The sequence below is a fragment of the Enterococcus sp. 2G9_DIV0600 genome (assembly GCF_002140615.1).
GTDB lineage: Bacteria > Bacillota > Bacilli > Lactobacillales > Enterococcaceae > Enterococcus_D > Enterococcus_D innesii.
Genome location: NZ_NGLL01000002.1, coordinates 391,054 through 416,410 on the forward strand (window position 1 = coordinate 391,054; position 25,357 = coordinate 416,410).

The 25,357-nt window shown below is 44.8% G+C and carries 23 protein-coding genes, 1 riboswitch and 1 other annotated feature; of the genes, 18 read left to right on the top strand and 5 right to left on the bottom strand.

The window, feature by feature from the left end; genetic code table 11:
- Positions 1 to 11 precede the first annotated feature (11 nt).
- Positions 12 to 1,601, bottom strand: coding sequence for an ABC transporter permease subunit (locus tag A5870_RS15440; protein ID WP_086293846.1), 1,590 nt, complete (start codon positions 1,599 to 1,601; stop codon positions 12 to 14).
- A gap of 115 nt (positions 1,602 to 1,716) precedes the next feature.
- A riboswitch (Lysine riboswitch) is annotated at positions 1,717 to 1,890 on the bottom strand.
- Positions 1,891 to 2,037: 147 nt separating this feature from the next.
- Entirely contained in the window at positions 2,038 to 2,340 is a 303-nt protein-coding gene (locus A5870_RS15450) for a hypothetical protein (protein ID WP_005227198.1), read from the bottom strand.
- Positions 2,341 to 2,657: 317 nt separating this feature from the next.
- On the opposite strand from A5870_RS15450, the gene A5870_RS15455 reads away from it, so the two are divergent.
- Positions 2,658 to 3,575, top strand: a complete 918-nt coding sequence (locus A5870_RS15455; RefSeq protein ID WP_086293848.1) for an ABC transporter ATP-binding protein — start codon at positions 2,658 to 2,660, stop codon at positions 3,573 to 3,575.
- A 1-nt stretch (position 3,576) separates the two neighbouring features.
- The gene (locus tag A5870_RS15460) at positions 3,577 to 4,338 is read left to right on the top strand and encodes an ABC transporter permease (RefSeq protein ID WP_086293850.1); all 762 of its coding nucleotides are present in this window, start codon (positions 3,577 to 3,579) and stop codon (positions 4,336 to 4,338) included.
- 73 nt (positions 4,339 to 4,411) lie between these two features.
- On the opposite strand, the gene A5870_RS15465 is transcribed toward A5870_RS15460, so the two are convergent.
- Positions 4,412 to 5,317, bottom strand: coding sequence for a sensor histidine kinase (locus A5870_RS15465; protein WP_086293852.1), 906 nt, complete (start codon positions 5,315 to 5,317; stop codon positions 4,412 to 4,414).
- Between the two features lie 14 nt (positions 5,318 to 5,331).
- A complete protein-coding gene (locus A5870_RS15470) occupies positions 5,332 to 6,000 on the bottom strand; it encodes a response regulator transcription factor (protein ID WP_086293854.1) in 669 nt (222 codons plus the stop codon).
- Positions 6,001 to 6,157: 157 nt separating this feature from the next.
- On the opposite strand from A5870_RS15470, the gene A5870_RS15475 reads away from it, so the two are divergent.
- The 8 genes from A5870_RS15475 (at position 6,158) to A5870_RS15510 (ending at position 13,331) form a co-directional block, all read left to right on the top strand.
- Complete coding sequence (locus tag A5870_RS15475; protein ID WP_086293856.1) at positions 6,158 to 6,850, top strand: NAD-dependent protein deacylase; 693 nt, start codon at positions 6,158 to 6,160, stop codon at positions 6,848 to 6,850.
- Positions 6,851 to 6,863: 13 nt separating this feature from the next.
- Positions 6,864 to 7,712 (top strand): chorismate mutase, encoded by an 849-nt coding sequence (locus tag A5870_RS15480; protein WP_086293858.1) that lies wholly within the window; start codon positions 6,864 to 6,866, stop codon positions 7,710 to 7,712.
- Positions 7,709 to 8,233, top strand: coding sequence for a transcription repressor NadR (locus A5870_RS15485; RefSeq protein ID WP_086293860.1), 525 nt, complete (start codon positions 7,709 to 7,711; stop codon positions 8,231 to 8,233). The genes A5870_RS15480 and A5870_RS15485 overlap by 4 nt, the downstream gene beginning before the upstream one ends.
- Before the next feature lie 11 nt (positions 8,234 to 8,244).
- Positions 8,245 to 8,763 carry a cysteine hydrolase family protein gene (locus A5870_RS15490; RefSeq protein ID WP_086293862.1) on the top strand — a complete coding sequence of 173 codons (519 nt, stop codon included), beginning with the start codon at positions 8,245 to 8,247 and terminating at the stop codon, positions 8,761 to 8,763.
- Positions 8,764 to 8,816: 53 nt separating this feature from the next.
- Positions 8,817 to 9,055 (top strand) — a binding site (T-box leader).
- Between the two features lie 359 nt (positions 9,056 to 9,414).
- Positions 9,415 to 10,491, top strand: a complete 1,077-nt coding sequence (locus tag A5870_RS15495; RefSeq protein WP_086293864.1) for a methionine ABC transporter ATP-binding protein — start codon at positions 9,415 to 9,417, stop codon at positions 10,489 to 10,491.
- Positions 10,492 to 11,172: a methionine ABC transporter permease gene (locus A5870_RS15500; protein ID WP_010748680.1), complete on the top strand. Its 681-nt coding sequence runs from the start codon at positions 10,492 to 10,494 to the stop codon at positions 11,170 to 11,172.
- A 52-nt stretch (positions 11,173 to 11,224) separates the two neighbouring features.
- Positions 11,225 to 12,064, top strand: a complete 840-nt coding sequence (locus A5870_RS15505; protein ID WP_081118269.1) for a MetQ/NlpA family ABC transporter substrate-binding protein — start codon at positions 11,225 to 11,227, stop codon at positions 12,062 to 12,064.
- Between the two features lie 58 nt (positions 12,065 to 12,122).
- Positions 12,123 to 13,331: a M20 family metallopeptidase gene (locus A5870_RS15510; RefSeq protein ID WP_081118270.1), complete on the top strand. Its 1,209-nt coding sequence runs from the start codon at positions 12,123 to 12,125 to the stop codon at positions 13,329 to 13,331.
- Between the two features lie 92 nt (positions 13,332 to 13,423).
- On the opposite strand, the gene def is transcribed toward A5870_RS15510, so the two are convergent.
- On the bottom strand, positions 13,424 to 13,987 hold the full coding sequence (def, locus tag A5870_RS15515; RefSeq protein WP_005227211.1) for a peptide deformylase: 564 nt from the start codon (positions 13,985 to 13,987) through the stop codon (positions 13,424 to 13,426).
- Between the two features lie 246 nt (positions 13,988 to 14,233).
- Here def and A5870_RS15520 point away from each other — a divergent pair, with 246 nt between their 5' ends.
- The 8 genes from A5870_RS15520 (at position 14,234) to A5870_RS15555 (ending at position 25,256) form a co-directional block, all read left to right on the top strand.
- Positions 14,234 to 15,298, top strand: coding sequence for a DUF871 domain-containing protein (locus A5870_RS15520; RefSeq protein ID WP_170924060.1), 1,065 nt, complete (start codon positions 14,234 to 14,236; stop codon positions 15,296 to 15,298).
- Positions 15,291 to 16,199, top strand: a complete 909-nt coding sequence (murQ, locus tag A5870_RS15525; RefSeq protein ID WP_086293868.1) for an N-acetylmuramic acid 6-phosphate etherase — start codon at positions 15,291 to 15,293, stop codon at positions 16,197 to 16,199. Before A5870_RS15520 ends, murQ begins: the two co-directional genes overlap by 8 nt.
- Complete coding sequence (locus A5870_RS15530; protein WP_086293869.1) at positions 16,199 to 18,214, top strand: glucose PTS transporter subunit IIA; 2,016 nt, start codon at positions 16,199 to 16,201, stop codon at positions 18,212 to 18,214. Before murQ ends, A5870_RS15530 begins: the two co-directional genes overlap by 1 nt.
- A gap of 128 nt (positions 18,215 to 18,342) precedes the next feature.
- Positions 18,343 to 19,374 carry an LPXTG cell wall anchor domain-containing protein gene (locus A5870_RS15535; RefSeq protein WP_086293871.1) on the top strand — a complete coding sequence of 344 codons (1,032 nt, stop codon included), beginning with the start codon at positions 18,343 to 18,345 and terminating at the stop codon, positions 19,372 to 19,374.
- Between the two features lie 265 nt (positions 19,375 to 19,639).
- The gene (locus A5870_RS15540) at positions 19,640 to 20,308 is read left to right on the top strand and encodes a TetR/AcrR family transcriptional regulator (protein ID WP_077453958.1); all 669 of its coding nucleotides are present in this window, start codon (positions 19,640 to 19,642) and stop codon (positions 20,306 to 20,308) included.
- Complete coding sequence (locus tag A5870_RS15545) at positions 20,301 to 22,028, top strand: ABC transporter ATP-binding protein (protein ID WP_086293872.1); 1,728 nt, start codon at positions 20,301 to 20,303, stop codon at positions 22,026 to 22,028. The genes A5870_RS15540 and A5870_RS15545 overlap by 8 nt, the downstream gene beginning before the upstream one ends.
- The gene (locus A5870_RS15550; RefSeq protein ID WP_086293873.1) at positions 22,025 to 23,905 is read left to right on the top strand and encodes an ABC transporter ATP-binding protein; all 1,881 of its coding nucleotides are present in this window, start codon (positions 22,025 to 22,027) and stop codon (positions 23,903 to 23,905) included. Before A5870_RS15545 ends, A5870_RS15550 begins: the two co-directional genes overlap by 4 nt.
- A 205-nt stretch (positions 23,906 to 24,110) precedes the next feature.
- A complete protein-coding gene (locus A5870_RS15555) occupies positions 24,111 to 25,256 on the top strand; it encodes an acetylornithine transaminase (RefSeq protein WP_086293874.1) in 1,146 nt (381 codons plus the stop codon).
- The last annotated feature ends 101 nt before the right edge of the window (positions 25,257 to 25,357 follow it).

A 25,357-nucleotide genomic window follows, 5' to 3' on the forward strand; every position in this document is an offset into this window, starting at 1 on the left:
GTTCTTCCTCCTTATTCGTTCGGGTTGATGTCTTCTAATTTGACATACGCACTGGGACCATCCATTTTGCGTTCAACAAAGCGCAAGATCTGGGTAGCACTGATGGTCAAGACTAAGTAGATCACACCGATGATCGCAAATGTTTGGAAGTATTGGAAGTTCGTTCCAGCGGCTGATGTACCTTGGAAAAAGAGGTCCGCAACACTGATAACACTTAAGACGGCAGTATCTTTGATATTGATAATGATCTCATTCCCGGTAGCAGGTAAAATGTTGCGCATCACTTGCGGCAACACGACTTTGATCATGGTTTGCCAATGGGTCATACCGATGGCTTGAGCTGCTTCAAATTGACCATCATCTACAGCAAAGATCCCACCACGAACGATCTCAGACATGTAGGCACCGGTATTGATAGAAACAATCAGCACGGCTGCCAGCGTGCGATTCATTGAGACGCCAAAAGCCAAAGCGGTTCCGTAGAAAATAACCATTGCTTGAACCATCATTGGGGTCCCGCGGAAAACTTCGATATAGATGGTTAGTAAGCCATTAACGATCTGTTGGAGGAAACGTCCTACTGGATTTTCTGAAAGCGGCAATGTCCGGAAGATACCGACTAAGAGACCAATGATCAATCCGATGATCGTTGAAAGGATCGCGATGAATAAGGTCAAGCCAGCACCTCGCAAAAAGAGCATGCCGTAATCATCAATGATTTTTTTGAAATCAGCGATCAGACCTTGATCCGCTGTTTCTCCGCTGGCATCTGCAGGCTGATCCAAGACTGCTTGATCCATCAGGGAAACCCGTTCTTCTTCAGAGATTCCTGCAAGGATCTCATTGACTTTTTCAACATCCGGATCGCCTTTGCGCATCCCAACTGCTACTTGGACGTCTTCTGGATTGGTTTCAAAACCGGCCCCTTCATCGAACTCGACCATCTTCAAATCAGGATTTGCACCGACGGCAGTGACGCCTTCTGGTCGTTCACTGACGTAGCCATCAATGATTCCCGAAGCTAAAGCAACGCGCATGGAGGAGAAGTCTCGCATGGCTTGTTCTTTTTGGACCTCAGGGATTTGATCAATGACGGTATAATGGAAAGTATTCAGCTGAGCAGTGATTTTCGCTCCAGCAAGATCAGCGAGGCTTTTGGCATCTGCGTACTCGCCATCTTTACGAACCACTACCACCAAATCTGATTCATAGTAAGGATCGGTAAAATCGATTTGCTCGCGACGTTCGGCAGTTGGTGACATCCCGGCGATCACGGCATCAATAGTCCCCGCTTGTAAAGCTGGCGGCAGGCCGTCCCATTGGGTTTTAACGATTACTAATTCCTTGCCTAAGCCTTCAGCGATTCGTTTGGCGATCTGGACATCGTAACCGCCGGCAAATGCTGAGCCTTCTTCCCCAGAAATTGGCACGGCACCATTTGCGTCCGTCGTTTGCGTCCAGTTAAATGGCGCATAACCCGCCTCCATGCCGACACGGAATTGTTCTGCTGGTGTTTGGTCATCCGCTTGCACAGTTAAGGGCAGCTGAATGAGGGTTAGACAGAGGGCGAAGACCGCCCAGATCCAATTATTTTTTTTCATTTTTTCTCTTTCCTTTCACGAGTTGGACAAGCAGGTAAGGATGAAAAAGCAAAAAAACAGCCGTACTCCATGATTGGAAAACGGCTGTTGACAAGTCATCGTCGACAAACCTTTCACAAAACATAGCGCAACTTAGACAAGCTAAGACAGTCCGCAAATTGTTCATTTGCGGCCCAACAAAATCGATGCAAGCAAAACCGATCTTGTTTCGGCGATGTTCCCTAGCTCTGCTGTAAACGTGTTGCTTCACTCAGCAGGATTAATGAACCTCGCGACCTCTACCTAAATGTTAAAGGGTACTCGTATTTAATTTGATTCTTCTCAGAGTTTAGAAGAAAAGCACCCAAATGTCAATTCTTTTTAACAAAAAAACGACCATTTCCCTATTTTTATCAAAGAGAAAGCGGATCGTTTTTACGAGTGTCTATTGGAACCCTTAAGCGACTTTCGCTTTTGGTTCACGGCCTAAAACAGCTTGGATGACTGTCAAACCAAGCAATAAGCCAAGTGCTAGATAGATGAGGCTTGAGTATTGTGTAACGCCCCAATCTTGTCCTAAGGTACGGTACACCACAAGGACGATGGCTTGAATGATTGCTGTGATGACATTTAAAAAGCCAAATGCCCATAGATTGCCATTTTCTTTACGTGCTAAATAGAAGATAGAGAAATATAAGCTGACTGCCAACCAACCGAAACTGATAATGATCATTGCCCAATAAATAATAGCTGCTACCAATGTATTTCACCTCACTTTGATTCGTGACTAGTTTACCACGTTTTTTGTTCCTTGTCATGAAGGAATCTCTTTCTTTGTGAGGCAAAAAACAAAGCGTAAAAGCAGTAATGAAAAGATCGTCTGCTACATTTGCTATTGGTGGGTTTGCTGAAAAAGGGATGATTTTTCTAGATCGGTTCATTTTCAGCTGTATATAATAGAAATAAACTGCTTTTTTGCAGAAAACTACGAGTTAAGAATCAATTAATAATTAGTTAATAGCTGATTTAGATCTACTTGCTAGAATGATCACAGAAGCAAGCAAGGAGGAAGTAAAAATGGAAAATGTTCTAACAATCAAAGGATTGAACAAACGTTACGGCAAACAGCAGGCGCTGCATGATGTCGATCTAACGATCGCGAAAGGAGATATTTATGGATTGGTGGGGAGAAATGGTGCTGGGAAGACGACCTTATTAAAAGCAATCGTTCAGTTGATCCAACCCACTGGTGGCAGTCTGCAGTTGTTTGGTGTCGAAGGCGGCAAAGCGTACACTCAGATGCTGAAACGCGTCGGCAACGTGATTGAGACTCCAGTCGCTTACGACCAATTGACCGCTAAACAAAATCTAAACTATTATTGCAAAATCAGCGGGGTGGTGGAACCTGATGCCGTTAGTAAGGCACTGTCGTTTGTTGGTTTGACCAATGTCGGCAACAAGAAATACCGTGATTTTTCTTTAGGAATGAAACAAAAGCTCGGCTTAGCCATCGCTTTATTGAACCAACCGGATTTTCTGATATTAGATGAGCCGATCAATGGCTTGGATCCTGTAGCAATCGTTGAGTTTCGGGAGCTGCTTTTACGATTGAATCAGGAACGCGGCATGACGATTTTGATCTCCAGCCATATTTTAGAAGAATTGTACTTAGTGGCTACACGTTTTGGGGTCATTAGTGAGGGGCGTCTGATCAAAGAGATGACCAAACACGAATTCGAGCTGATGGCGAAACGGTTTATTCAATTAGAAGTGGATGATGTAGCCACAGCTAGCCGCTTGCTAGAGAGTCAGCTGATTTCCGAATATAAAGTTGTCAGTGACCACAAAATTCATATTTATCAAGAGAATGTGTTGATTCGGGACCTGGTCCGTCAGATGGTTTATGAAGGGATCGCTATTGATCGGATTTCTTTTGAAGGGGAAAATCTAGAGTCGTATTTCAAAGAGTTAGTAACAAGTGAAGGGGGAAAGTAAGATGTTGAATTTTATTCGAGCCGATTTGTATCGTTTATCAAGAAGTAAAAGTTTTTGGATCACAGAAGGAATTATTTTATTGTTGGTGATTTTATCCGTTGTTTCTAATGGTAGTGTGGGGGTCACTCTTGGGGATAGTACCCAAACATCAGGCGGCCTTACAGAAATGACTGGCTTTCTGGCGATCCAGACCAGTCTGTCTTCCATGTTGCTGTATTACTCCTTGCCATTGGTGATGCAGGTCTTAGGCAGTGAGTACACGAAAGGGACCATGAAGAATATCATTACCGTCGGTGTTTCTAAACCCGCTTATCTTTTTGGGAAATTCTTGGTATATGCGTTGGTACTGGTCTTACAGATCGTCGCGATTTGTGTGGTGAGCTTTGTAGCGGGAACGGTTATTGGGGGGATTGGTTATAATGACCTTTCACAGATAGAAAACTTGTTGTATTATTTCGTTAGTTTTGTACTGATTTTATTAGCGACGTCCTCTTTTGCAGTGCTAGTTCTGTATTTAACCAAAAATACAGCAGTCAGCGTATTGGCGACGATTTTTATTCCGATGGCCTTTGCGATTGCCCGAATCTCCTTACCCAACTGGAAGTTTTTAGAATACTTGGACTTTCAAGGTGGGTTAGAGATGGTGACCATGACTACTTTCCAAACATGGGAAACAGTCCAACCAATTTTTATTGGGAGTCTGATCAGTTTGCTGCTTTGTCTTTTGGCTGCGCATCTGGTGTTTAAGAGACAAGAATTGTAAGAGCAGAAAAACGCCCAACCGTATCGACTAGTGAAGGTCGAGCGATTGGGTGTTTTTTGTGTATAGCCATTAGTTAGTAGGATTCAACGGACTGCTGCCAAAACAAAGTCAAACGAAACGTCTCTTCGGTTGTATCCAATTGGACCTTGCCGTCTAATGCATTAGTCAATGCCGCGATGATATACAGACCAAGTCCAGCTTGCTGTTTATGCCGTGAAAGGTCTTCCGTATAAAAGCGGTGGGTCAATTTTTCTGGGTGCTGGATCGGTGATCTCAGCTGATTTTCCTGTTGGAAAACGATGCGCTCTCCTTGCTGATTCAAGCGGATCGCTCCGGTCTCACTGCCATGTTCCAGTAAATTGCCAAGGACATTTTGGAAAATTCGTTGCCAGCTTTTTTTATCCGAAATGATCATGATGTTGGGTTGGATCGCAACTGTCAGTGATAAATGGTTTTCCTCAAAAGAAGGATAGAACTGGAGCAGTTCCTCCTCCAACAAACGAGAAAGATCGAATTCTTCTAAGGTCAAAGCCAGTTGGTTGTCTTTGAGGCGTTGATAGGTCAACAACTGTTCCAGATGATTTTCGACTTTTTCTAGGTTGCTGCTGACTTTATCCAGCAGCTGTAGTTGTTGCGGGGTGAGGGTCGTATCGGCTTGCAGCAGTTGTGTGTAGCCGCTGGCGACCGTCAAAGGTGTGCGCAAGTCGTGAGAGATATTTTGAATGGCTTGTTCCAACTGCTGGTTTTCTTGCAGCATTTGATAGTGCTGCTGCTTATTTTTTCTAAGTATCTGATTGTTTAACAAAGCGATCGCTTTTAAAGCGGGGACGCGGGTCTGCAAATGGATCTCTTGATTTGTTTCGATTTCGCTGATTCTTGCTAATTGCTGGTGGTACTTTTTCAGATCATACAGTAAGAATAGCCAGTAACCGATCAATAAAACAACGATCAAGGCAGCGAAAAACTGAAGTAGATGCATGGGGTTCCTCCTTTTTAAGCTAGCTTGATGCCGATGCCCCAGACAGTATCGATATACGCTTCATCTGGATCGAGTGTTTTGATTTTGCTGCGTAAATGGCTGATATGGACATTGATTGTGTTTTCTTCACCGTAATAAGGTTCCTGCCAAACCGCTTCATAGAGCATTTCTTTCGTATACACTTTTTGGGGGTTGGCTAAGAGCAGGGAAAAAATCTCAAACTCCTTTTTCTTTAACTGAACCGTTGCTTCTCCTCGTTGCAGCTGAAACGAGTCAGGCAACAGTTGAATGTTTTTATACGAGTGGCTGCTGGCAACTGGAGGGGTTTGTTTATTTGTTCGCAACTGAACAATGATGCGGGCTTTTAATTCTTCGACATTGAAGGGTTTGGTCAAGTAATCATTGGCACCCGCCAGCAAAAGGGTGGAAACATCGGCTGGTTCATCTAAGGCAGTCAAGATAATGACGGGGACCGTGGAGGTTTGGCGAATTTCTTGCAAGACTTGTGTCCCATCTTTACCGGGGAGCATTCGATCTAGCAAAATCAAGTCGAAAGCATCTTGCTGAAAAAGCAGCAGACCTTCCGTGCCTGAATAGGCTTGCTGGACGGTATAGTCAGCTGCTAAAATAGTAGCCAACATTTCGCTGATCTCATTGTTGTCTTCGATAATCAAAATTTTCATTTGGTTTTCCCAGTCTCCTTGCATTTATTGCATTTATTATAAGCAATTCCGCACGAAAAAGCATTAGTTGCTTTAAAAAAAGAAAATGGCTGATTTTTCGCAAAAACGGTTCTTTTTCGGTTAGAATAAGAGAAAAGCCATAAAGGAAGTTAGAACGATGAAGGTATCTATTGAGCAAGCAATCGCAGCGGTCACCGCCGCATCATCGGTGACCTTTTTGACGGGTGCCGGTGTTTCGACCCCATCGGGCATTCCTGATTACCGTTCCTTAAAAGGGGTCTATCAAGGAGTGGCCCAGCCCGAGTATTTGTTAAGCCATGACTGTTTAGAAAACGAACCGGAAACATTTTATCAGTTCGTCAAGCACCTCTACCATCCCCAAGCACAGCCTAATATCATTCATCAAAAAATGGCTGAGCTGCAAGCGAAGAAAACCGTCTGGGTCGTTTCGCAAAACATCGATGGCTTGCATGAAAAAGCAGGCAGTCACCAAAGAATCGATTTTCACGGCTCCTTGTACAACTGTTATTGCCGAAAATGCGGCAATCCGGTACCTTGGCAAGCGTATTTGCAGGATTGGCACCATGCAGGATGTGGCGGTCAGGTCCGGCCAGCGATCGTGCTTTATGGGGAAGGATTTACGGATGAAACCATTGAAGGAGCCATTCAAGCCGTTGCTCAAGCCGACCTGACGGTGGTCGTGGGGACTTCGCTGCAAGTCTATCCTTTTGCAGGGCTAGTCGATTACAGCCAGCAGGTGTTGGTCATCAATAAGGAACCATTGGCGATCCCGAATGAATATGGCATGTTGACCGCAGCAGCCGAAACGTTTTTCCAGAAAATTGAATGAAGGAGTTTATGATATGACACAACGTACCGAAAAAGAGAAAATGATTGCTGGCGAATTGTACTTTTCCCCAGATCCAGAATTGGTGGCAGATCGAAAGTATGCCCGTGAACAAATGAACCTGATCAACCAAGAAACTGATACAAAAATCAAAGAGCAGTTACTAAAAGAAACTTTCGGCTCTGTGACTGGTCGAATCTATATCGAACCGAATGTCCGTTTTGATTATGGCTACAATATTTCTGTGGGCAAAAACTTCTATGCTAACTACGACTGTGTGCTATTAGATGTTTGTCCCATTACCTTTGGCGACAACTGTATGCTGGCACCCAATGTTCGGTTGTTTACGGCGACGCATCCATTACATCCGGTCAAACGAAACAGCGGCTTAGAATTAGGGGCCCCGATCGTGATTGGCGATAACGCATGGATCGGTGGTGCGGCCACGATTTTGCCAGGGGTCCGCTTAGGCAACAATGTCGTGGTGGGGGCTGGCAGTGTCGTTACAAAATCATTCCCAGACAATGTTGTGCTGGCGGGAAATCCGGCACGGGTCATCAAGACGATTGACTTGGAAGAAGAAAACAATCAGCAAGATCCTTTGGCTGTTCAGCGGGCAGCGATCGATGACATTGATTGGCAACTCACGCATCTTTTGGAAAAACGTATGAGCACGGTCAACGAAATCGTGCAATTGAAGAAAAGCAGTCGACTGCCGGTATTAGATGAAAATCGTGAAGAGAAAGTGCTGGAAAACATTCGGCAGGCAATTTCTAATCAAGCCTACGAAGAAACGATTTTGGCTATGTTTCAATCAATTATGAACCACTCAAAAACCTATCAAGAGAATCAATTGGAGGAATGAGTATGGATGGAGCAACACGTCGAGAAAACATTTTAGCGGCATTGAAGCAAGCGGACAAAGCGATCAGTGCCAGCAAACTGGCAGAATCCCTCGGAGTCAGCCGTCAAATCATCGTTGGGGACATTGCCTTATTGCGAGCAGCTGGTGAAGCGATTGTGGCTACGGCTCGCGGCTATCGTCTGCAAGCGCTGTTGGATGAGGCAGGGCATGTAAGTAAGCTAGCGGTGCAGCATCGACCTGAACAAACGGAAGAAGAATTGCGCATCTTTGTCGCTTGTGGTGTGGAAGTGGTCGATGTCATCGTTGAGCATGAGATCTATGGAGAGATCACTGGCAATTTGCAGATCCAAACAGACCAAGACGTGACTGATTTCATCAACAAAACCAAACATGCAGAAGCCCGCTTGCTCTCAGATTTAACCAATGGGGTACACTTGCATACGTTGCGCTACACCGATCCTGCGGCTCTGGAAAAAGCCAAACAACAGTTAGCAGAAAAAAGCATGCTCTACCAAAATTGAGGAGTGAAGTGATGCAAGATGTCTTATTGATCATTGACTTGCAAAATGGGGTCTGTCAAACAAATGACCAAACAATTGACCATTTGTCGGAATTATTGCTGTTCGTCAACCAACGAATCCAACGATATCGTAAAGAAGAAAAACCAGTTATTTTTGTTCAGCATGAAGAGGAGACGTTGCCCTACGGTAGCAAAGCATGGCAACTGCACCCAGCATTGGCCTATGAACCAACGGATCGTTTGATTCGAAAAAAACACGCCAATAGTTTTTTTCAAACAGATCTACAAGCGGTCTTACAGACAAACCAAGTGCGTAGTATCGAATTTGCTGGTGCTCAGACGGAATATTGCCTTGATGGCACGATCAAATTCGCGCATGGTCTGGGTTATCAAAACGTCGTGTATGCCCAAGCCACAACGACGTATCCAAGCCGAGGACGATCAGCAGCTGAAATCATTGATTGGTATGAAATGATCTGGCAAGGACGCTTTGCGGAAGTCTTGGCAAATCCTCAGATGAAAAAATTGTGATTTTTTGTTGACAAGACGTTCATTTTCCAGTAAAGTACAACTCAACAAGAATAATGAATCTGTTGAGAAGGAAAGTAACCGCGGATACTTTAAAGAGAGACTCTGGTTGGTGGAAAGAGTCAAGTCAGAAGCGATGAAAAATGGCCTTGGAGGATTGATTGTCGATAAGTAGGCAATCACGGATGCGCACTACCGTTACAAAGTGCACCAATCTCTAGCACGGCTAGACGTTGGGTTGAGGGAAGGGAAACCTTCTAAACAAAAGGTGGTAACACGAGTATTCGTCCTTTTACTAGCAAATGCTGGTAAAAGGACTTTTTTTATACCAAAAATCAAATAGCACCACACACGAAGAATTGGTAAGTACAAAAGCACGTTTTTTCAACAGAGAGCTTCGGTAGCTGAAAAGAAGCATCAAACGACTTTTAGAAAATGGCCAAGGAGTGATTCGTTCCGAGCAGTAGTTTGCAAGGCGACGACGGTAGCGACCGTTATCTGGCTAGAGTATGATCGTACTCGAAAAGGAGCTGTATGCGAGTGCAGCTTAAACTGAGGTGGTAACACGCAAAAAGGCGTCCTCAAACAAGTCACAGGTGACTTGTTTGAGGATGCCTTTTTTTATTGAAAAAGACAAGAACTAGGGGGAAGACGATGATTTCATTAAAAGACATATCAGTAACATTCAATCAACCAAAGAAACCCGCGATCCAAGCGGTCAAAAACGTATCGATCGAGATCGACAAAGGGGACGTGTACGGCATCGTGGGTTACTCAGGCGCCGGGAAAAGTACACTCGTCCGTGTGATCAACTTATTGCAGCGTCCAAGTAGCGGCAGCGTCGTCGTCAATGGTACCGAGCTGACCACGCTTTCTGCGAAAGCCCTGCGAGAAAAACGGAAAACGATCGGAATGATCTTTCAGCACTTCAACTTGATGGACAGCCGCAATGTTTTTGATAACGTGGATTTCTCCTTAAAATATGGGGGACGGTCCAAACAGGAACGTCATCAAAAAGTTACCGAGCTGCTGGCGCTTGTTGGATTGGAAGAAAAAGCCCAAGCGTTTCCTAGCCAACTATCTGGAGGACAAAAACAGCGGGTCGCCATCGCCAGAGCTTTGGCAAATGATCCAGAGATCTTGTTGTGTGATGAGGCAACTAGCGCCCTTGATCCGAAAACGACCTTACAGATATTGGCTTTGTTGAAAAAATTAAATCGGACTCTCGGTTTGACCATCGTGATCATTACCCATGAAATGCAGGTCGTCAAAGAAATCTGCAACAAAGTGGCAGTGATGGAAGACGGCGAAGTCATCGAGCAAGGCTCAAGCGTTCAGATTTTCAGCCAACCAGAAAAACCTTTGACCAAAGATTTCATCCGAACGGCGACACACATCGACCAAGCCTTAGAAACGATCCTTGGCAGTTCGAAATTTTCTTCCTTGGCACCGAACGAATGGCTGGTGGAGCTGTCCTATGTGGGGGATCAAACCAATGAACCACTGATCGCCCAATTGTACAGCCGCTACAAAGTGACCACCAATATTCTTTACGGCAACGTGGAGATCTTGCAAGAAGTGCCGATCGGCAGCTTAGTCGTTAGCTTATCCGGCGAATACCAACAGCGTAAACATGCCTTAGAATATTTGAAGTCTCAAGGGGTTTACACCAATATTTTAAAAGAAAATCATGCAGAACCATTAAACAATGTAATTAAAGGAGGATTTTAGATGGCTGCCTTATTAGAAAGATATTTTCCCAATGTTGTTGCGATCCAAGATGAATTTGTGACAGCAACGATCCAAACCTTGTATATGGTTTTTTGGACCTCTTTGATCGCGGGCATCTTAGGCATCTTGTTAGGGATCGTTTTGGTAGTGACTCGACCGAATGGGATTTTAGAAAATCGACCGCTCTTTGAATTTCTCGATAAAGTCATCAATGTGGTGCGCTCGATCCCTTTCATTATCTTATTGACGTTACTAGGAACCTTTACCAGATTCCTTGTCGGAACGACCATCGGCGAAACAGCAGCATTGGTTCCTCTGATTGCTGGGATCATTCCTTTCTTTGCTCGGCAGATCGAGATTGCCTTGCTAGAAGTTGACCCCGGTGTCGTGGAGGCAGCTGAAGCGATGGGCACCAGTCCTTTCGGTATCATTTTTCGGGTCTATTTGCCAGAAGGCGTGGCGGGAATTATTCGGGTCTCTGCATTGACCGTGATCAATGTGATCGGATTGACCGCCATGGCAGGAGCAGTCGGCGCTGGCGGTTTAGGAAACTTAGCCATCACCCGCGGGTACAACCGATTCCAGACCGATGTTACGATCATGGCGACCTTGATCATCTTAGTATTCGTTTTTATCAGTCAATTTGTCAGCAACCTACTCATTAAACGAGTATCACACTGACCACCACTTACGTACAAATAAAAAAACAAGCAAGTCTATGGAGGAAGAAAAAATGAAAAAATTCGTACAATCAATCGTCTTAGGGGCAGCATTATTATTTATTACAGGATGCGGAAACAATGGCAGTGCCGCAGCCAATGATCAAGAAGAAGTCACGGTGAAATTAGGGGTGATTGGTGCAGACACCGATGTCTGGGATGATGTCAAAGATCGTTTGAAAGACGAAGGCATCAATTTAGAATATGTCCAATTTTCTGATTACAACCAACCCAATGCAGCCTTGGCTGATGGTTCCATCGACCTCAATTCATTCCAACACCAATTTTTCTTGGACAACTATAATGAAGAATTTGGTACTGATCTCGTATCGATCGGCAATACAGTCAATGCGCCATTAGGTATTTATTCCGACAAAGTGACGGATGTCAACGACTTGGCTGAAGGAGCTAAAGTTGCGATCCCTAATGATGTGACCAATGGTGGTCGGGCATTGCTTTTGTTACAATCAGCTGGATTGATCAAAGTGGATGAAGCAGCCGGACAAACACCAACGGTCGCGGATATTACAGAAAACCGTTTGAACTTAGAAATTTCAGAACTTGATGCAGCGCAAACCGCTCGGGCACTTTCCGATGTCGATGTTTCGGTCATCAATAGCGGCATGGCGGTAGATGCAGGATTTGTACCAACCGAAGATGCGATCTTTTTAGAGCCTGTTGATGAAACGGCCCGTCCTTACGTCAACATCATTGCCGCCCGTAAAGAAGATGAAGACAATGAAGTATACCAAAAAGTGGTCGCTGCTTACCAAACAGAGGATACGAAAAAAGTCATCGAGGAAACGTCAAAAGGATCAAGTGTTCCTGCTTGGGAAACCTTTGGGGCGAAATAAGTACCACGTAATTTGATATAAAATTGAAAAAACATGTATAAAAAGGAGAGATTTGATTATGACAACAGCAACTATTACAAAAGCAACGATTAAACCATTTATCCAAGAGCGTTTAGCCGCTTATCAAGCCTTGGCATTAGATATCCATAATCACCCAGAAGTCAGCAACTATGAGTTTTATTCAGCCGATGCCCTGATCGCCCAATTAGAAAAAGAAGGCTTTGCTGTCAAAAAGGATGTGGCAGGCCATCGCACCGGCTTTGATGCCCGCTATGTCAGTGGGAAACCTGGTCCGACGATTGCCTTTTTAGCCGAGTATGATGCGTTACCTGGCATCGGTCATGCCTGCGGACACAATCTCTTCGGGACTTATTCCGTCTTAGCTGCCAGTGCTCTACAACCTTTCATCGATGAGCTAGGCGGGGAGATTCGAGTCTATGGGACGCCAGGAGAAGAAGGTGGAGAAAATGGTTCCGCTAAAGGTAGTTTTGTCCGTGAAGGGTTCTTCAATGATGTCGATGCCGCTCTTTGTGTCCATCCAGCCCATCGCTATGGCAAAACGACAGCGTCATTAGCCAATGATCCAGTGGATATCAAGTTCTATGGTCGGGCTTCCCATGCGGCAGCTGCACCAGAAAAAGGCATCAACGCGTTAGAAGCATTGCTGCAAGTCTTTAACGGGATCAATGGGTTGCGCCTGCATTTACCAAAAGACGTCAATATTCATGGTGTGATCACCGATGGCGGCGTGGCAGCCAATGTCGTGCCAGAATATGCAGCCGGTCGTTTTTATTTACGAGCAGCCAATCGAGCAACCTTGAATGATGTCTACGAGAAAGTCGAAAACATCGTCAAAGGAGCCGCTTTAGCCACGGGAGCGACCTATGAATTCGGCTTGTTCCAAAACTCCGTCGATGATGTGATCGTGACACCAAGTTTTGATGAGATTTTCTTCGCCCATGCCCAAGAAGCGGGCGTACCTGCCGATGAGATCGATACGGAAGCAAAAGCAAGTCTTGGTTCTTCTGATGTCGGCAATGTCAGTCAAGTGATCCCGACGATCCAACCCACCGTTTCGATTTCAGATGACTACATTGCGGGGCATTCGGAAGAATTCAAAGCCGCTGCTAAGAGTGAAAAAGGCTTGCAGTCGATCGCTATCGCGGCTGAACTTTTAGCCCTGACAGCGTTAGATCTTTTTGAACAACCGGCGTTATTAGAAAAAATCAAAGCCGATCATCAAGAAAGTTTAGCGAAAGGCAATTAATGCCAAAATCGTGAAAGAAGATATCCAGAGGATACTCAATAATATAGAAGAAAAAAAGTCTCTGCCGCAAAATGTCGGTAGAGACTTTTTTGTTAGTCGATGACTAAAATGCCTTCTTTTAATGAAAAAGGATTTTGCTGATTGATATGATCGTAGAACATGACCCCGTTCAAATGATCGATCTCATGCTGAACGACGATTGCAGGATAGTTCTTCAAACGAACTTTTTTCTTTTTACCGTTAATGTCGTAATAGCTGATAGTGATCCGGGCATGGCGTACCACGTAGCCAGGGACTTCACGGTCCACGGAGAGACAGCCCTCGCCTTCACCCAAACAAGCTTCTTGCACGGAATGACTTAAAATTTTGGGATTGTAAAGAACATCTTTAAAATCAGGTTCAGTTTTTTCTGGGTCGCTGCTAGGGACGAGGACCGCTGTGATTCGTTTTGAAATATCTAATTGAGGAGCTGCTAGACCAACGCCGCCTCTTAATTCAAGTTCTTCTGCCTTGACTGGGTCTTGGCTGTTTTCTAAAAAGGTCATCATTTCTTTTCCCAGTGCGATATCTTCTTCGCTTAAAGGAAAAGGTACTTCTTTTGCTACTTCACGCAAGGTTGGATTGCCTTCGCGAATAATATCATCCATTGTAATCATTGATGATGTGATTCCTCCTACTATGTAAAAATGACGAAAGCAAGTTTCGTTCCTAATAAAGTGTACCATAACTGTAGAAAAAAGCGCATAAGAAAGTTTAAAGGGTAAAGCTTTCTTATTAAATGAAACGATATTTCTATATCTGCGATTTAAATATGAAATATAGTTGCGAACGAGAAAAGAATCAGTTATAATGCTTTTATAGAAAACGGTATCACGAAAGTGACTCACCAAGGAGGCAAAGAGATGTTCGGCTTTTCTGTATTTATGAACGAAGACTTGACGGCAGCAGAACTTGAGCAGATGACTGCGATGGCATCAGGCTTTAAAGGGATTTTCACCTCCATGCACATACCAGAAGACGATCGCAGTACCTATCGGCAGCGTCTGACGGACTTGGGAGGTTTCGCAAAAGACCATCAGCTGTCTTTAATGGTGGATATTTCTGGAAACGCCTTAGCAGAAGCGGGCTTTTCCATCGACAAGCTGGCGGAACTAAGGGAGATCGGTGTCACTGGTTTACGAATGGACTATGCCATCGACAATCAGCAAATCGCTGCTTTTTCAAAGGAAATGACCATCAGTTTGAATGCCAGTACATTAACGGAAAAAGACATTCGAGAGCTGCAGGCGTATGGAGCCGATTTTACTCGATTGGAAGCTTGGCACAATTATTACCCTCGACCAGAAACGGGACTGGATGCTGACTGGTTTCAGGAGAAGAACCGCTGGTTGAAAGCACAAGGCTTTTTTGTCCAAGCCTTTGTTCCAGGAGATGCCAAGAAACGCGGACCGTTATTTCAAGGATTACCCACACTGGAAAGACACCGCAACTGGTCGCCGTTTGCCGCAGCGATCGACTTGTTGGCTACCGGCTCAGTTGATGCTGTTTACATCGGTGATGGGATGGTTTCTGCAAAAAGTGCGCAGCAGTTTGCGACATATCTGCAAGAAGCGAGGATCGTTTTGCGGGTCAAAGATCTTGGTTCGACTTACTTTGAACACGTACTAGGGAATCACCAAAATCGTTACGATGAAGCTCGAGATGTCTTGCGTAGCGCCGATGCCCGTTTCAATGCCATTCCAGAAGTCAAACCTGAACTTAGTCAAGAGCGACCAGTGGGTGCTGTGACGATCGATAACCAAGAGTACTTGCGCTATATGGGAGAGATTCAAGTGTGCAAACGACCATTGCCTGCAGATCCCAAAGTCAACCTCGCCGCTCAGGTGATACCAGCCGATCTGCCTTTGATCCAACAAATCAAAGCAGGGATGCGATTTAAATTAGAAAGAGATGATTCCGATGAATAAAATCAATTTAGACAAATTAACGACCGAACGACGCAATAGCGAAACGAGCAATTTAGATGAAATGACGATTTTAGAAGCGTGTCAAAAAATGAACCAAGAAGATCAAAAAGTTGCCTATGCAGTGGAAAAAGAAATTCCTAGTATTGAAAAAGTCATTGAACAAACTATCGCTGCTTTTAAAAAAGGCGGACGCTTGATTTATCTTGGCGCTGGTACGAGTGGTCGATTAGGCGTCTTGGATGCGGCCGAATGTGTCCCAACCTTTGGGGTATCACCAGAGATGGTGGTTGGTCTGATCGCCGGTGGCGAAGAAGCGATGACGGTCGCTGTCGAAGGAGCAGAAGACTCCTTAAAGCTAGGGAAACAAGACCTTGTCGATCTGAAGTTGAACTCAAATGATATGGTGATCGGGATCGCTGCCAGTGGCAGAACCCCATACGTGATTGGGGCCCTTGACTATGCCAATGAGCTCGGTGCCACAACAGCTACGATCGCTTGTAATAAAGACGCGGAGATCTCTCAGCATGCCAGCTTTCCAATTGAAGTCGATTGTGGCCCAGAGTTTTTGACGGGTTCGACTCGTTTGAAATCTGGGACGGCCCAAAAATTGATTTTGAATATGATCTCGACGTTATCAATGGTAGGGATCGGCAAAGTCTACAATAATTTGATGGTCGACGTGAAAGCGACCAACGAAAAATTGGTAGAACGCTCAAAACGGATCATCATGCAGGCAACTGAAGCTGATTATGAAACAGCCGCCGCGGCATTTGAAGAAGCAGATCAGAATGTCAAATTGGCGATCGTGATGCTGTTGACGGATAGCACGAAAGACGAAGCACAAGCAAAACTTGCCACGGCACAAGGGTTTGTCAAAACGGCGTTAGGAGGAGAAAAGTAATGGCAAAAGAAACACTGACGGTAGAAGAGTTAGCGGAGAAGATTTTTCAAGAAGCCGGCGGAATGGACAACGTAGAAACAGTCAATCACTGTATGACTCGCGTACGAATGACCGTCCGCGACCACGATAAGGTCGATCAACAAGGGTTAAAAGAGATTCCCGGTGTGATGGGTGTCGTCAATGACGAGCAGCTGCAAGTCATTATCGGACCAGGGAAAGTCAACAAAGTAGCTAACGCAATGGTGGCAAAAGCCGGTGTTGATTTAGGGCAAGAGATCCCGCAGCAAAAATCAGGCAAAGAGGCGTTATCAGAAAAAACGGCAGAGATGAAAGCAGCCCAAAAAGCCAAACAAAAATCATCACCATTGAAGTCGCTGCTGAAAGACATTTCAAATATCTTTGTTCCAATGATTCCAGCCTTCGTTGGTGCAGGACTCGTTGCAGGGATCGCCTCCGTTCTGACCAACATGATTACGGCTGGCCAATTAGATGGAGACACTTGGAATTATTATGTCATGATTTTAAACGTCCTAAGAAATGGGATGTTCACCTATTTAGCGATCTTTACTGGGGTCAATGCTGCGCAGGTCTTTAAAGCCAATCCAACCCTTGGTGGAGTGATCGGTTCGATCATCTTGCTGACAGGTATGAACCCAGAAGCCCCGATCCAAAACTTGTTCACTGGCGAAGCGTTAGCTGCCAACCAAGGGGGGATCATCGGTGTAATCTTCGCTGTATGGCTTTTGGCGAAATTAGAGGCAGTGCTGCATCGAGTGATTCCCGAAGCGATCGATATTATCGTGACCCCGACGTTGTGTTTGTTGATTATCGGTTTGACGGAGATTTTCTTGATCATGCCATTGGCCGGCCTGATCTCTGACAGCTTAGTCGGTTCGATCACTTGGGTCTTGAATGTGGGCGGTGCTTTTTCTGGGTTTGTCTTAGGAGCGGCCTTCTTACCAATGGTCATGTTTGGTTTGCATCAAATTTTGACCCCGATCCACATCCAAATGATCGAAGCAACAGGCAGCACGCAATTATTACCGATTTTAGCAATGGCTGGTGCCGGTCAAGTCGGAGCAGCTCTAGCCTTATGGGTACGACTACGTAAAGACAAAGAGCTTTCTGAAATGATTAAAGGTTCATTGCCAGTTGGGATCTTAGGCATCGGCGAACCATTGATCTACGGAGTGACGTTGCCATTAGGTCGACCATTTATCACTGCTTGTATTGGTGGTGGGATCGGTGGTGCGGTCATTGGCGCTTTGACAAATATCGGCGCAACGGCGATTGGACCATCAGGGTTAGCTTTGATTCCATTGATTGCCAACGGCCGTTGGATGGGCTATATTTTCGGCTTGTTAGCAGGCTATGCTGGCGGCTTCGTTGCCACCTACTTCTTTGGGATTCCGAAAGATCGCTTAGAAGCAGTCAAAGAAAGCGAGGCAGAGGAGGCAAAATCAGCTGCAACCGTCACTTCCGTGCAATCGCAACCAAAAGAAACGAGTGAAACGGCGGCAAAGGAAACGGCAGCAAATTCATCAGCAACAACGATCGATACCCCCTTATACGCAGTAGCAACAGGTACGACAAAAGCGATCAGTGCATCAAGTGATCCGGTATTTTCGCAAAAAATGATGGGCGACGGGTATTTTGTCTTGCCAGACAATGGGGCGATCTTTGCACCAGCAGCAGGAACGATCACGACGATTTTTCCAACGAAACATGCATTGGGGATCAAGACTGCCAGTGGGCTAGAGATTTTGCTGCACATGGGGGTCGACACCGTCGAATTGCAAGGAGCACCTTTTGAGATCCTGGTGGAGGAAGGCCAAGCCGTGACACCAGCCACCCAAGTTGCCCAAGTCGATTTGGCGCAGTTGACAGCCAAAGGCAAAGCTACTGAGATGCTCGTGATTATCACCAATATGGACCAAGCAGCCAACGTTGAACTGTTACCGATCGCGGAAACAAAAGCAGGTCAAGCAGTCATGCATGTGGCAACGATAAAATAATGGTAAAACCTCTATCTGATAAAGATAGAGGTTTTTTTTAAGAAGTTACTAAATTGATTGCGGAAACGAGGTCTTTATGTTACAGTTTCGTTACAAAGGGAGAAATCCCATTCGAGGAGGCAATGACGATGAAAAAAATAATTTGGTTCGGACTAATGATGCTGGCATTTTCACCATTGATGGTTCATGCAGATGAAACGGCTACGAGTGGAAGTGACAATCCGGTTGCCGTTAGCGAGACGCTTTCATCAGAAGGGCAAACAGATAGTGAGCAGATCCAAAATTCTGCCCAAGAAAGTACAGCGGAAGACCAAGAAACGGATCAATCCGCTACTTCAGAAACTACAGCTGACGAGAATCAAGAGCCAGTCGATTCCGAAGCCGTTATTGCCTCGATCCAAGCAGAGACAGGGACGCAAAACGTCAATGAGATCAATACGTTAGCTGATGAACCTAGTTCGCTACGTAGTGCCTTAACTCAAGGGATCACTGAAGGCAGTGTGACCGCATTTACCCAAGAACAGTTGGACCAGTTGACAGATGAAGAATTGACCAATGGCAATCGCCTAGCACTACGTTATTCTAGTGATGCGATGGGCTTTGATATTGCTTACTTGGCAAAAATCATCGGTGCCTTGTTTGTCGATCAGACGTTATCCTGGGAAGCCATTGAGCCACAACTGGCTTTTGATGCGAATAGCTACGCCAGTTTTGCTGACTTGATTCCTGTCGTGGATCAGTTGCAGGAATATTTACGGGTCGTCTATCCAGCAGACGGAGTCTTTTTACATTTGAATCAAGCCGTTTCCAACGAATGGATGATTTCGATTTTAACCAATTTGAATCAGATGGAACAAGAGATGCAAGTCGATCCAGGTGCCTTTGTTCCAGGACGGATCTCTTATATCATTCAAGCGGCAAATGATTCCATGTATCTGCCTACAGGCACGCAAACGAGTACGACTGAAGAAGCGACCGCAACATCGACGACCGCTCAAGAAACAGCGACAACGACTTCTTCGAAAGAGGCCAACGCTACTGCCGATGGCGAAAAAACATTACCTAAAACCAATGAAGCGCCAAGCTATACCTTATTGATCGCAGGGATCATCCTGCTGCTGATCGTTTTCTTGATTTTATGGCGCCGAAAGAAAAAATGAACGTTATTTATAATAGGCAGAATGAAAAAATAGCAACCTTCGTTTTCCATCAGGGAAACGAAGGTTTTTTGTTTTCAGAAATTTCATTTATGATTTCTTTTCAAATAACGCCTTTTATAAAAAGACCAGAATCGATTCCTTCATAAAAAAGTCAAATTTAAATTCTTGCATTCTCTGGTGAAGGGTGTATAATGACACAGTGTCATATGACATCGTGTCATATTGAGAGCTGTGATTTATTTTAATTAGAAAGGAGATGCTTGTGATGCCGACAGATACATTTTTTCACTTGCCGCCGGAAAAACAAAAGCGCATTTTAAATGCGGCGAAAAAAGAATTTTCCAGGCTGCCTTTGAAAGACGCCTCGATCGCCAACATCATCAAAGATGCCGAAATTCCTCGGGGGAGTTTTTACCAATACTTCGAAAACAAAGAAGATCTTTACTACTATTATTTCCATACGTTGAAAAAAAATAGTCAGCGAGACCTGCTGAAATCGATCCAACATGAAAATGGGGATCTATTTGCGGGGTTCGAATGGTACTTTTCACGGATGATCGCCGAGGTTTTTAAAGGCAAAAATGCAAACTTTTACCGCAATTTATTTATGAGTATGGATTATCGTTCCTTCCATAAAGTCGTGCCAGAGATGCAGCACAAGATGCATCAAGAACACAAAGCCGATCGGCAGAAGCAGCAAGCCATCTTTTTGTCAGAAATCGACAAAGATTTATTGAAAGTCAAAGACGACCATGAGTTGAAAATGTTGATCCAGCTGCTGATGCATACCGTCTTTTCGACGATTGCCGAAGCCTATCGCCAATCAGCGTTTGATCCAGACTATGATCCTGCCGAAGCGATCGCTGATTTCAACAGTAAAGTCCGCTGGTTAAGAGAGGGCGCAAAAAAAGAAAGAGGGGAAACCTATGATTAAGCTGATAAAACGCGTATCCGTCATTTCCATCATCATGGCAGTGGTGTTTATGGTGATCCAAGTCGTTTCTGATTTGTATCTACCGACATTGACTTCCAACATTATCAACAATGGTGTGGCGACAGGCGACATTGATTACATTTGGAAAACCGGCTTTTACATGATCGGCTTTTCATTGATCAGTATCACCGCCGCTTTAGGAAATACGTATTTCGCAACAAGAGAATCACAAAAATTAGGACAAAAACTACGTTCGGACATTTACCAAAAAGTTGAGAATTTTTCTTCTCGTTCTTTCGATAAATTCGGGACCGCATCATTGATCACACGGACCACCAACGACGTCAACCAAATTCAAATGGTGACGCAAATGTTTTTACGTATGATGATCAATGCACCGATCACACTGATTGGGGCGAGCTTCTTGGCCTATCAAAAAGATGCCCAATTAACGAGAATCTTTTTAGTCGTTATTCCTATCATGCTGGTATTGGTCGGCGGTATTATGTATTTTGCCGTTCCTTTATTCAAAAGTATGCAAAAGAAAACCGACCGTTTGAACTTAGTCTTTCGTGAAGGCTTGACGGGGGTCCGCGTTATTCGAGCATTTGATAAGACAGATTATGAAGCGAATCGCTTTGATGAAGCCAACAAAGATTACACCCACACCGCGATTAAAGTAAATACCATCGTGGCCTTGATGATGCCATTGATGACGTTGATCATGAGTGGGACGAACATTGCCATCACGTGGTTTGGCGGTCATTATATTGCAGAAATGACCTTAGAAGTCGGAAACTTGATTGCGTTTATGACCTATGCAATGCAAATTTTGATCAGCTTTATGATGCTGTCCATGATCTTCGTGATGGTGCCAAGAGCCCAAGCTTCGGCTGACCGGATCAACGAAGTCTTAAATGAAGAAGATGAAATTCTCGATCCCAAAACACCAGCGACATTGAGCTTACAAGGGGATCAAGCAACCTTGGCCTTTGACCATGTGGCGTATCGCTACCAAGGCGCTGAGAAATTGGCGTTGGAAGATATCGATTTTCAAGCAAAATCTGGTGATTTTGTTGCCATCATCGGTGGGACGGGCTCAGGAAAAACGACCTTAGTCAATCTCTTGCCTCGTTTGTACGATGTGGAGTCTGGTGCAATCAAAATCAATGGGGTCAATATTGCAGAAGTTACCCAGCACAATCTACGAGAAGTCGTGGGCTTTGTTCCACAAAAAGCGGTACTGTTTTCCGGTACCATTCGTGAAAATATGAAATACGGAAAACCTGATGCGACAGACGAAGAAATCTGGCAAGCCTTAGAGATCGCCCAAGCCAAAGATTTTGTCTCCGAACTGGCAGATGGCTTAGATAGCCGTGTAGAACAAGGTGGCGGCAACTTCTCTGGTGGACAACGTCAACGTTTAGCAATCGCTCGTGCGTTAGTGAAACAAGCAGATGTCTATGTCTTTGATGATTCCTTCTCCGCATTGGACTTCAAAACCGATGCCAACTTACGTGCAGCGCTGAAACGCGACATGCAAGACAGCATTATGGTCGTGGTTGCCCAACGGGTCAGCACCGTCATGGATGCCGATACGATTTTAGTATTGGATGAAGGACAACTCGTAGGAAAAGGAACCCATGAATCATTAATGGTAGACAATGAAACCTACCAAGAAATCGTTTCTTCACAATTGAGAGAGGAGGATCTTGCATGAGTGAAAAGAAAACAACAACACAACACCGTGGCGGACCAATGGGTGGCGGTCCGGGCCGTAACATCGGTGCCAAAGGACCAAAAGCCAAAAACTTTTGGGGAACGGTCAAACGGCTTTTCGGTTACATGTCGAAACGCTCTATCGCTATCATTGCCGTCTTCGTTTTAGCGATCGCAGCCGTGATCTTCCAAATCCAAACACCGAAAATTTTAGGGGAAGCGACCACTGAAATTTTTAAAGGTGTCATGATCGGTGCACAACAGATGCAAGCCGGCCAACAGGTGACAGAATTTCCTATCGATTTTGAGAAAGTTGGTCAAATCATTTTGATTGCGATCGGCATGTATGTGATTTCAGCCGTCTTCAACTTTCTACAACAGTTTATTATGACTCGTGTCTCGCAACGAACGGTTTATGAGCTGCGTCGTGACTTAGATGAAAAAATGAACCGCTTGCCGATCTCATACTATGATACTCACTCGAATGGGGATATCATGTCACGGGCGATCAATGATATGGATAATATCGCAAGTACCTTGCAACAAAACTTAACCCAATTTATTACGAGTGTCGTGACCTTTATCGGGGTTTTGTGGATGATGCTGACGATCAGTTGGCAACTGACTTTGGTTGCTTTAGCAACGGTTCCTTTAAGCTTGATCGTCGTGATGATCGTCGCACCAAAATCGCAAAAATTCTTTGCGGCACAACAAAAAAGTTTAGGATTGCTCAATGACCAAGTCGAAGAAACTTACGGCGGTCACACAGTTGTCAAAACTTTCAACCATGAAGCCGCCGATCAAGTCGTTTTTGAAGAAGAAAATGACCGTCTGTATTCCGCTGGTTGGAAAGCCCAATTTATTTCAGCGATCATTATGCCCTTGATGAACTTCATTAAAAACTTAGGCTATGTCTTCGTGGCTGTCCTTGGTGGGATCAAAGTGGCGAATGGGAACATGACGTTAGGGGATGTGCAAGCATTCTTGCAATACACCAATCAATTCTCCCAACCGATCACTCAAATCGCTAGCTTGCTAAACACCATCCAATCAACCGTTGCATCTGCCGAACGGGTCTTTGAAGTCTTGGATGAAGAAGAAATGAATGATGAGCCTTCTGGTTTACCAGTGGAAGACAGTGAATACAAAGTTCGTTTCGATCATGTTCAATTTGGTTATGCCCCAGACAAATTATTGATGACTGATTTTAATCTGGATGTCAAAGCTGGTGAGATGGTGGCTATCGTAGGACCAACTGGCGCTGGGAAAACCACGCTGATCAATCTCTTGGAACGTTTTTATGATGTTTCTGGCGGCAGCATTCGTTACGATGGCAAAGATACCCGAGACTTGACTCGTGATGAGTTGCGTAGTAATATCTCGATGGTGCTGCAAGATACGTGGTTGTTTACCGGCTCCATCTATGACAACATTCATTATGGAAATGAAAAAGCGACCAAAGAACAAGTGATTGCTGCGGCGAAAGCTGCCCATGTGGATGATTTTGTTCGCAAATTGCCAGAAGGCTATGATACGGTCTTGAATGAAGAAGCCAGCAATATCTCCCAAGGTCAACGTCAGCTGATCACAATCGCTCGTGCCTTCTTAGCGGATCCAGATGTCTTGATTTTGGATGAGGCAACTTCTAGTGTCGATACGCGGACAGAGATTTTGATCCAAAAAGCAATGGGTCGTTTGTTAGAAAATCGGACCAGCTTTGTGGTTGCTCACCGTCTATCTACGATTCGTGATGCTGACAATATTATCGTGATGAACCACGGGTCTATTGTTGAGACTGGAAATCATGAAGAATTGATGGCACAAAACGGTTTCTATGCAGACCTGTATAACAGTCAATTTTCAGAAGAAGTGGCGTGATCCACTGTTTGTAATGAAAGAAATTCTTCCCCAAATGATAATAAACAGACCGCCAAAGGTTGACTGAAAGAAAGCAGTGATTGTCACTGCTTTCTTTTTTTTTATGAATTTTTGCCGCTTTATTTTAAATATTTATTGCAATTAACTGGATTAAAATGTATATTAATACATAATTTCGAATGAACCAAGACAAGGAGTGAAACCAATGAGTCATCTTTTTCCTAATTACAGCCGTTTGCCCATCGATATCCAGCAAGGCAGCGGCAGCTATGTGGTAGATTCGCAAGGCAAACAATATTTAGATTTAACAAGCGGCATCGGGGTCGTCAATCTCGGTTATGGACATCCCAAAGTGCAAGCTGCTTTGATGTCACAAGCAGAGCAGATTTGGCATGTGCCGAATTTGTATGATAGCCAGCTGCAAGAAGAAGTTGCCCAAAAGCTGACCCAAAATCAAAAGAACGCATCAGACGAGCCGTATCTGGCTTATTTTTGTAATAGCGGTGCTGAGGCGAACGAAGCTGCTTTAAAGCTGGCTCGCAAAGCGACTGGCCGCAGCAAAGTCATCAGTTTTGAACAATCTTTCCATGGTCGGACTTTTGGCGCGATGTCTTTGACTGGGCAAAGCAGTATCCATGATGGGTTTGGACCGTTAGTACCAGAGATGGTGTATGTACCCTTTAATGATCTTGAGGCATTGCAAGCCGTATTAGATGAGCAGACGGCAGCCGTGTTTTTAGAATTGATCCAAGGCGAAGGCGGTGTGATCCCTGCTGAGGTGGCGTGGGTCCAAGCGGTGGCAGCCCTTTGTCAGGAGCAGGGAGCACTGCTAGTGGTGGATGAGATCCAAACCGGGATGGGACGGACAGGAACACTGTTTGCTTTTGAAGGATATGGCATTGAACCTGATCTTTTTACCGTAGCAAAAGGGCTTGGTAACGGGATCCCTGTCGGAGCGATGCTAGGCAAAAGCCATTTGCAAACGGCTTTTGGACCCGGTAGTCACGGTTCGACCTTTGGTGGCAATAAATTAGCGATGGCCGCTGCTAGTGCCGTTTGCAGTGTGTTGCAAGAAGAGGACATTCAAGTCAATGTTCAATTGCGCCAGCAGCAGTTTCTCGACGGATTGCAAGGACTATCTAAGGTGCAGGCGATTCGTGGGAAAGGATTGATGATCGGTATCGAATTAGCCGATTCGGAAAGCTTGCAATCCGTGTTGACCCAACTGCGGAACCAAGGCCTCCTCGCATTAAAAGCGGGAACCAAGGTTTTGCGCTTGCTGCCGCCTTTAACGATCTCGCAAGAGGAAACGACAGCAGCCTTGGCGATTTTGCAAGCTGTCTTAGCATAATTGCATAAAAATAGATTTTTCGGGCTTTTTTTCTTATAAAAACCGAATAATAGCGGATTTATTTTGAATAGTTTTATAAATAATCATTGACAGAGCGATGG

What these genes read in the sequence shown, in the direction of transcription:
- A5870_RS15440 (WP_086293846.1), bottom strand. Translation starts at nt 1,601, where the DNA reads ATGAAAAAAAATAATTGGATCTGGGCGGTCTTCGCCCTCTGTCTAACC.
- A5870_RS15455 (WP_086293848.1), top strand. Translation starts at nt 2,658, where the DNA reads ATGGAAAATGTTCTAACAATCAAAGGATTGAACAAACGTTACGGCAAA.
- A5870_RS15460 (WP_086293850.1), top strand. Translation starts at nt 3,577, where the DNA reads ATGTTGAATTTTATTCGAGCCGATTTGTATCGTTTATCAAGAAGTAAA.
- A5870_RS15465 (WP_086293852.1), bottom strand. Translation starts at nt 5,317, where the DNA reads ATGCATCTACTTCAGTTTTTCGCTGCCTTGATCGTTGTTTTATTGATC.
- A5870_RS15470 (WP_086293854.1), bottom strand. Translation starts at nt 6,000, where the DNA reads ATGAAAATTTTGATTATCGAAGACAACAATGAGATCAGCGAAATGTTG.
- A5870_RS15475 (WP_086293856.1), top strand. Translation starts at nt 6,158, where the DNA reads ATGAAGGTATCTATTGAGCAAGCAATCGCAGCGGTCACCGCCGCATCA.
- A5870_RS15480 (WP_086293858.1), top strand. Translation starts at nt 6,864, where the DNA reads ATGACACAACGTACCGAAAAAGAGAAAATGATTGCTGGCGAATTGTAC.
- A5870_RS15485 (WP_086293860.1), top strand. Translation starts at nt 7,709, where the DNA reads ATGAGTATGGATGGAGCAACACGTCGAGAAAACATTTTAGCGGCATTG.
- A5870_RS15490 (WP_086293862.1), top strand. Translation starts at nt 8,245, where the DNA reads ATGCAAGATGTCTTATTGATCATTGACTTGCAAAATGGGGTCTGTCAA.
- A5870_RS15495 (WP_086293864.1), top strand. Translation starts at nt 9,415, where the DNA reads ATGATTTCATTAAAAGACATATCAGTAACATTCAATCAACCAAAGAAA.
- A5870_RS15500 (WP_010748680.1), top strand. Translation starts at nt 10,492, where the DNA reads ATGGCTGCCTTATTAGAAAGATATTTTCCCAATGTTGTTGCGATCCAA.
- A5870_RS15505 (WP_081118269.1), top strand. Translation starts at nt 11,225, where the DNA reads ATGAAAAAATTCGTACAATCAATCGTCTTAGGGGCAGCATTATTATTT.
- A5870_RS15510 (WP_081118270.1), top strand. Translation starts at nt 12,123, where the DNA reads ATGACAACAGCAACTATTACAAAAGCAACGATTAAACCATTTATCCAA.
- def (WP_005227211.1), bottom strand. Translation starts at nt 13,987, where the DNA reads ATGATTACAATGGATGATATTATTCGCGAAGGCAATCCAACCTTGCGT.
- A5870_RS15520 (WP_170924060.1), top strand. Translation starts at nt 14,234, where the DNA reads ATGTTCGGCTTTTCTGTATTTATGAACGAAGACTTGACGGCAGCAGAA.
- murQ (WP_086293868.1), top strand. Translation starts at nt 15,291, where the DNA reads ATGAATAAAATCAATTTAGACAAATTAACGACCGAACGACGCAATAGC.
- A5870_RS15530 (WP_086293869.1), top strand. Translation starts at nt 16,199, where the DNA reads ATGGCAAAAGAAACACTGACGGTAGAAGAGTTAGCGGAGAAGATTTTT.
- A5870_RS15535 (WP_086293871.1), top strand. Translation starts at nt 18,343, where the DNA reads ATGAAAAAAATAATTTGGTTCGGACTAATGATGCTGGCATTTTCACCA.
- A5870_RS15540 (WP_077453958.1), top strand. Translation starts at nt 19,640, where the DNA reads ATGCCGACAGATACATTTTTTCACTTGCCGCCGGAAAAACAAAAGCGC.
- A5870_RS15545 (WP_086293872.1), top strand. Translation starts at nt 20,301, where the DNA reads ATGATTAAGCTGATAAAACGCGTATCCGTCATTTCCATCATCATGGCA.
- A5870_RS15550 (WP_086293873.1), top strand. Translation starts at nt 22,025, where the DNA reads ATGAGTGAAAAGAAAACAACAACACAACACCGTGGCGGACCAATGGGT.
- A5870_RS15555 (WP_086293874.1), top strand. Translation starts at nt 24,111, where the DNA reads ATGAGTCATCTTTTTCCTAATTACAGCCGTTTGCCCATCGATATCCAG.